Annotated in this window: 6 protein-coding genes; 3 read left to right on the top strand and 3 right to left on the bottom strand. The window is 58.4% G+C overall.

The window, feature by feature from the left end; genetic code table 11:
- Positions 1 to 544: 544 nt before the first annotated feature.
- From boxB to A3GO_RS0118590, 3 genes are all read right to left on the bottom strand, one after another.
- A complete protein-coding gene (gene boxB, locus A3GO_RS0118600) occupies positions 545 to 2,011 on the bottom strand; it encodes a benzoyl-CoA 2,3-epoxidase subunit BoxB (RefSeq protein ID WP_245621788.1) in 1,467 nt (488 codons plus the stop codon).
- A 4-nt stretch (positions 2,012 to 2,015) separates the two neighbouring features.
- Complete coding sequence (boxC, locus tag A3GO_RS0118595; protein ID WP_037375998.1) at positions 2,016 to 3,665, bottom strand: 2,3-epoxybenzoyl-CoA dihydrolase; 1,650 nt, start codon at positions 3,663 to 3,665, stop codon at positions 2,016 to 2,018.
- 300 nt (positions 3,666 to 3,965) lie between these two features.
- Positions 3,966 to 4,886: a hydrogen peroxide-inducible genes activator gene (locus A3GO_RS0118590; RefSeq protein WP_029134683.1), complete on the bottom strand. Its 921-nt coding sequence runs from the start codon at positions 4,884 to 4,886 to the stop codon at positions 3,966 to 3,968.
- Between the two features lie 100 nt (positions 4,887 to 4,986).
- Here A3GO_RS0118590 and A3GO_RS0118585 point away from each other — a divergent pair, with 100 nt between their 5' ends.
- The 3 genes from A3GO_RS0118585 to A3GO_RS0118575 all read left to right on the top strand — a co-directional run bounded on the left by A3GO_RS0118585 (position 4,987) and on the right by A3GO_RS0118575 (position 6,972).
- Positions 4,987 to 5,463: a rubrerythrin family protein gene (locus A3GO_RS0118585; RefSeq protein WP_029134682.1), complete on the top strand. Its 477-nt coding sequence runs from the start codon at positions 4,987 to 4,989 to the stop codon at positions 5,461 to 5,463.
- Between the two features lie 44 nt (positions 5,464 to 5,507).
- On the top strand, positions 5,508 to 5,672 hold the full coding sequence (locus A3GO_RS0118580) for a rubredoxin (protein ID WP_029134681.1): 165 nt from the start codon (positions 5,508 to 5,510) through the stop codon (positions 5,670 to 5,672).
- Between the two features lie 157 nt (positions 5,673 to 5,829).
- Positions 5,830 to 6,972 (top strand): FAD-dependent oxidoreductase, encoded by a 1,143-nt coding sequence (locus A3GO_RS0118575; RefSeq protein WP_029134680.1) that lies wholly within the window; start codon positions 5,830 to 5,832, stop codon positions 6,970 to 6,972.
- The last annotated feature ends 325 nt before the right edge of the window (positions 6,973 to 7,297 follow it).

Here is a 7,297-nt window from a genome sequence, read left to right as displayed (position 1 = left end):
TAATGAGCCCCGGCACAAGCTTCCATGGCAACGTGACAGGGTGGTTGTTTGGCCAGAAATCTCAGCAACTGCCGACGCCGCAGATTCCGGTGCCACAGCTCCTGGCCACTGGGCTTGAAGGCCACCAGCGCAAACAAATTCTTTGCTAGATCGATCCCGATGGTCGTAAGCTTATTCATGGTCTCCTCCTCAACTCATTTAGATAAAAGGGATGCTTTTATCTTGGCGCATTGCGACGCCGATTGGAGTGGGGAGGAGACCATCTCATCACCCTACGATCTGACTGTAGGAGGCCCGCCCCGGGCCGAATTCGCAGTTCGTAGGTTGGGGTGAGGTACGAACCCCAACCTCCTAACTGGAAACCTCATTCCAACCGCGAAGAACGCAAAGTACGCAAAGAGATACCATGACTTACCTGCCTTTTCCGGTGCAATCCGGCGGTGAAGGCTAGAGCCCGTAGGTTGGGGGCCCGCCCAGCCATCCCTGGACAAAAAAAGGGCAGCCGCGAGGCTGCCCAACTGGGGAGTGTTTCTTTGAAATCGTTTCAGGTCAGGGCGACGTATTCAAAATCGCCCGGCTTTTTGTCGATGCCCACCTTGGGCGGGGCAATCCAGTCGGCGTATTTGCCTTTCTCTGTGACCGGCTTCATCAGGCTCAACAGATAATCCTCATCGGCCTGGGACGGCAGCCACTGGGCGGATTTTTCCTGCCACGCCTCGGCACTCAGCAGATTACCCTCGGGATCTACGTGCAGATCGGCAAACTCGCCCACCCGCCGGTTGAACGCCTTGTGCGGAACGGAAATCTCGAAATCCACACCGCTGCCCTCAAACAGCTTGTTCCAGCGTTTGACACCGGCCGTGGCGTCGGTGATGTAATCATCCAGCAACCGGGCGTTGATAGCATTCAGCGCCGTCTCTTCCACCACTTTCAGCTCGCCATCCACATGGCGCAGCACCGGGTAGGTATCATTCAATAACTGGTGATCATCCTCGATCCGGTCCTCACGGAAACGCCCCTTGATACCCGCATTGAAGGCGTTGGCGGCGTTGGTGGAGACCTCCGCGCCAAACAGGTCCAGGGTCACCGAGAAGTGGAAGTTGACCTTGCGTTGCAGGGTCGGCAGATCCACCACCCCAAGGGCGCGCACCGCATCCACCTCGTTGGGATCGGTGATACCGGCCTCCTGCATCCGCTCCAGGGTCTTGCGGATCACCCGCGAGACACCGGATTCACCCACGAACATGTGATGCGCCTCTTCCGTCAGCATGAAGCGGCAGGTGCGTGCCAGTGGATCGAAGCCGGACTGGGCCAGGGACTCCAGCTGCATCTTGCCGTCACGATCGGTGAAGAAGGTGAACATGAAGAAAGAGAGCCAGTCCGGGGTCTTCTCATTGAAGGCCCCCAGGATACGCGGTTTGTCCTCATCACCCGAGCGGCGGTCGAGCAGCGCCTCCGCCTCTTCACGGCCGTCCTTGCCGAAGTATTTCTGCAGCAGATAGGCCATGGCCCAGAGGTGGCGACCCTCCTCCACATTGACCTGGAACAGATTGCGCAGGTCATAAAGTGACGGGCAGGTCTTTCCCAGGTAGCGCTGCTGTTCCACCGAGGCGGGCTCGGTATCACCCTGGATCACGATCAGCCGTTTCAACATGGAGCGGTACTCACCCGGCACCTCTTGCCAGGCCGGCTCACCCTTGTGCTTGCCGAACGGGATCACCCGTCCCTCTTCCTTGGCCGCCAGCAGGATACCCCAGCGGTATTCCGGCATCTTTACATAGTCAAAAACCGCCCAGCCCTTGGGATCGGCACCGACCGCGGTCCGCAGATAGACCTCTGCATCCTGAAATCCGTCAGGTCCCATGCTCTTCCACCAGTCGATAAACTCGGGCTGCCACTTCTCCATGGCGCGCTGCAGGCGGCGATCCTCGGACAGATTGACATTGTTCGGGATCTTGTCGGCATAGTTGACTTCGATGGTTGGAGTCATTTCTGTGGTCTGTTCACTCATGTTGTTACACCCTTTTCTGATCATAATGTGGACGTTCACCCGTGCCGAAACACTTCAGTGCACCCTGCTCCCCGACGGCATTGGGACGTTGAAATATCCAGTTCTGCCAGGCGCTGAGTCGGCCAAAAATCTTGGTTTCCATGGTTTCCGGACCGGCGAAACGCAGATTCGCCTCCATGCCGGTCAGGGCATCCGGTGAGTAGCTGGCCCGCTCCTCCAGCAGGAAGCGGATATCGTCTTCCCAGTCGATATCATCCAGGGCGAAGGTAACCAGTCCGGCATCGGCCGCCGCCTCGGCCGAGAGGGATTCACCGATCAGTGACCGCGCCTTCTCCAGCGTATCCGGCTCACCCAGGAAGCGGGTCTCCAGGCGCGTCAGGCCATTACCCATCGGCAGCGGACCGAAATTCAATTCAGACAGACGGATGGTCGGCGCCGGCCGGTCATCGCCTTCGAACTGCCCCTCCAGCATGTAGCTGCGATCCACGGCAAACAGGATATCGGCCAGGAAACCGCTGAAACAGCTGCCGGGTTCAACAAAGGCGAAGGTGCTGCGGGAGGTGTAGTCGATCCGCTTCAGGGTCCGCTTCAGATATAGCAGTATCTCGCGGATGAACCAGTCGTCCCGATGTTGCAGCAGGAAGCGCTCATAGGCGGCTACCTGTTCGGCATCACCCTGAGTCTTGAAGATCAGGGTGCCGGTCTCCGGTTCATTGGTGCGCAGATGCAGCAGGGCACTGTCCAGCTCACGGATCAGCGCCAGTGGCCAGAAGTGGCAGCCCTGTACCTTGGCGGCGGCAAGATCATCAGGCACCGACGCCGTCGGCCCCTTCAGGATCAGCGTCGCCACGCGCGTCGCGCGGTCCACGGACAGATCCAGATGCGGGTAATGCAGATGGGTCTCGTCACCGCCGATCTCCAGCGGCTCCAGTTCGATGCCCGATTCATTGTCCGGCCGGTCTGAACCCCCGGCTATCGCCTGGGCCCGCTCATCCACCGCCTCCTGGAATTTGGACGAGACCACGACCTCATCCACCAGCCGCCAGTCGACGGCCCGCTGGCCTTTTACGCCCTCTTCAATGGAGCAGAATACATCCGCCAGATCCCGGCGCATCTTGCGCTTGTCCACCAGGCGGGTCAGTCCGCCGGTCCCCGGCAGCACCGCCAGTAGCGGCACCTCGGGCAACGATACGGAGGCGTTGCCGTCATCCACCAGCATGATGTGATCGGCCGCCAGGGCCAACTCGTAACCACCGCCTGCGGCCGTGCCGGTAATGGCGCAGAGATAGCGCTGACCGGAAAATTCGCTGGCATCCTCGATGCTGTTGCGGGTCTCGTTGGTAAACTTGCAGAAGTTGACCTTGTGTACATGGGTGGAGCCACCGAGCATGCGGATATTGGCCCCGGCGCAGAACACCCGCTCCTTGGCTGACTCCAGGATCACACTCTTCACCTCCGGGTGTTCGAAACGCAGGCGCTGCACGGCGTCATACAATTCAATATCGACGCCCAGATCATAAGAGTTGAGCTTCAGCTCATAGCCCGGCATCAGGCCGCCATCCTCCTTAACGTTCATTCTGAGCCTTGCAACCGGCCCCTCAAAAGCTAACTGCCAATGCTGATATGCCGCTGGATTGGTCTGAAAACTGATCATCGGTATCCTCGTTTTAGGTCGAGAGAACAAGCACTATATTTCCTGGTATTTCGGTAAGGATATGGCATTAAATGACATTTGTCACGTTTTTTCTCATGAAATATATTTCATGTTCTGCAATGCCAGTAAATCCCGCAGACCTCAGGTTTGCTTCAGACAGAGTATGGTTCGGAATTGGCCGGGTGTGTGGCGGTGTGACAGCAAAAAGGGATAATCCGGTGAAACCGGGACACCGCCATAGGGCGGGCCAGGTCCGTCGTCGGCACCCACGGGGCGCCCTATGGCCTACCTGCGCTACGGTTACTTGGCTTTTTGGGAATAGGAGGCGGCCAAAAGCCCGCGCATACAATCGGCAAGCAGGGCCAGATCCGACTTACGATGATAGGCGGTCCGCCAAACCAGGCAGAGCTCGCGATGCGGACCCTTCTCCGCCAGGGGACGCACGGCGATCTGGTTCTGAGCCAGGAAATCATCATCCACTGCCATCTCCGGCAAGAAGGTGATGCCCTGCCCTCCGGCCACCATCTGCACCAGGGTATAGAGACTGGTGCCCTGAAACGAGGCCCGCTTGGCCATCGCCTTCATATGACAGACAGCCAGGGCGTGATCCCGCAGACAGTGCCCCTTCTCCAGCAGCAGCAGTTCATTACCCGGCAGTTTCTGCGAGGCGATGGGGCCACCCTGACTCAAGGGATGGTCGGCGGGGAAGGCGACCAGAAAGTTCTCCTGCCAAAACACCTGGTATTCCAGCCCACCCAGATCAAACGGCAGGGCCAGGATGGCACAGTCCAGTTCGCCGGCGGCCAGCCGTTCCAGGAGATTGTGGGTCTGATCCTCCAGCAGATAGAGTTCGAGTTCCGCAAATCCGCTGCGTATTCCCGGCAGCACCTTGGGTAACAGGAAAGGGCTGATAGTGGGAATCACCCCCAGCCTCAGTTCACCGCTCAGCGGCTTACGGTCGATCTGGGCATCCAGCACCAGGGATTCGGTCATGCTGATGATCTCCCGGGCCTTATCCGCCAGCTCGATCCCCAGTTGGGTCGGAATCACCTTGCGCTTGGTGCGCTCCAGCAGTTGCACCCCCAGCAGCGATTCAAGCTCCTGGATCGCGGTGCTCAGGGTCGACTGGGTGACGAAGCAGCGCTCGGCCGCCTGCCCGAAATGGCACAGTTCAACCACCGTGACCAGGTAGTGAAGCTGGCGCAGTGTTGGCAGATTCATAAATCGTTTTTTCCTATTAAATTTAATTTTTAATTCAATTGGAACGAATTTACACCATTCAGTAACCTACATCCATCGAATCTAACCACTGGAGAAGATCATGACTGAACAGAATATTTCACAAACCGTCCAAAACCTTGAGGCCGCCTTTGCCGGCGAATCCATGGCCAACCGCAAATACCTCTACTTCGCCCGCATCTGCCGTGAACTCGGCGCCACCGAGGTTGCAGAGGTGTTCGAGAAGACCGCGGAACAGGAGACCGCGCATGCGTTCGGGCACCTGGATCTGCTTTACCCCAAGGATACCCTGAGCGTGGAGAAGATGCTGGAACTGGCGATCGAGGGCGAAACGTACGAATATACAAAGATGTATCCGGCCTTTCGCCACACCGCGCTGGAAGAACAGAATCACGCCGCGGTAGCGGAGATGGATGAACAGATCGCCGAGTCGGCCGAACACGCCGAGCGTTTCTCCAAAATGCTGGAGACCGCGGCCAAACGCTTCAACGCGCTGGCCAAGATCGAGGAGCGCCATGCGAATCACTATCGGGACGCCCTGAACCGGGTCGGTAGTTAAGATAACAATAACCTTGAGTGTGATTTTTTGAGAAGGAATAGAACATGAAAAAGTATCAATGTGTTGTCTGCGACTTTATCTATGACGAAGCCAAGGGGCTGCCCGACGAGGGCATCCCCGCCGGAACCCGCTGGGCAGATATCCCAGACGACTGGGAATGCCCCGACTGTGGCTCTTCCAAGTCTGACTTCGAGATGGTGGAGATCTGATGCCGGGCTGATACCTGTCGGTTGGAACCGCCGCAACGGATTGTGGCGGGACCGCCACGGACTGGCTTACATATCCGTGAGTATGTGTGCAGAGGAGCTGCCGGGATTACGGATGGTTAGGCAGTAACTAACAATACTAAAGAGAAGGATGAAGTAAATGTCCATCGTAATCATCGGCACCGGCATGGCCGGCTATAACCTGGCGCGTGAAATCCGCAAATCCGATACCGAGGTGTCGCTGGTCCTGGTTACCGCCGACGGCGGCAATGCCTACCCCAAGCCGGCCCTCTCCAACGCCCTGATCCAGGGCAAGCAACCGCAGCAGATCATCTCCGCCGACGCCGCCGCCATGGCGGAACGGCTGAACGCGGTGATCCACACCCACACCCGGGTTCAGTCCATCGACACCGCGAACCGGCAGTTGATCACCGATCAGGGCAACATCCCCTATGACCGGCTGGTGCTGGCCACCGGCGCCCGGCCGATACGTCTGCCATTCAAGGGGGATGCCACCGATGAGGTGCTGTCGGTGAATGACCTGGAGGAGTACAGCCTGTTCCGCGAAAAGATCGAACAGGCCAGGCGGATGGCCATTATCGGCCCCGGGCTGATCGGCTGTGAATTTGCCAATGACCTGATTGTCTCCGGCCGGCAGGTCGAGGTGATCGGACCCGACCCCTATCCCATCAGCACTCTGCTGCCGGAAGCGGCCGGGAAAGCCCTGCAGGACGGGCTGGCTGCCGCTGGCGTACGCTGGCATCTGGGTACCGTGGTTGAAGAGATCAACCACAACGACGCGGGATATCAACTCAGACTGACCGACGGTAAAATCGTCATGGCTGACGTCATACTCTCGGCGATCGGACTGAAGCCGGTTCTGGACCTGGCCCAGTCGATCGCTCTGGAAACCAATCGCGGGATTGTTACTGACCGGACACTGCAGACCAGCCAGCCCGGTATCTACGCCCTGGGGGATTGTGTCGAGGTGGCGGGACTGAACCTGCCGTTTGTCATGCCGCTGATGAATGCCGCACGGGCCTTGGCCAAGACCCTGACCGGAACGCCAACCCCGCTCAGCTACCCCGCCATGCCGGTGGGCATTAAAACACCTGCCCATCCGATCGTGGTTTCGCCCCCGGCGCGCGGTACCGAAGGCGACTGGGAGATCGAACAGGATGAAAGCGGTGTGCGGGCGCTGTTCCGGTCATCCCAGGGTCAACTGCTGGGTTTCACCCTGACCGGGAATTATGTGGACGAGAAAGCCCAGTGGACCAAACAGGTGCCACCGGTCTTGGCCTAACAGGGACGAAAATGGATCGCCGGTGAATGGCACTGACTTAAGCTCAAACGTAGGGTGATGAGATGGTCTCCTCCCCACTCCAATCGGCGTCGCAATGCGCCAAGATAAAAGCATCCCTTTTATCTAAATGAGTTGAGGAGGAGACCATGAATAAGCTTACGACCATCGGGATCGATCTAGCAAAGAATTTGTTTGCGCTGGTGGCCTTCAAGCCCAGTGGCCAGGAGCTGTGGCACCGGAATCTGCGGCGTCGGCAGTTGCTGAGATTTCTGGCCAAACAACCACCCTGTCACGTTGCCATGGAAGCTTGTGCCGGGGCTCATTA

It is taken from the genome of Sedimenticola selenatireducens DSM 17993 (genome assembly GCF_000428045.1).
GTDB classification, from domain to species: domain Bacteria; phylum Pseudomonadota; class Gammaproteobacteria; order Chromatiales; family Chromatiaceae; genus Sedimenticola; species Sedimenticola selenatireducens.
Note: the sequence above shows the minus strand (reverse complement) of the source record. Positions and strands in the feature narration are given on the sequence as shown.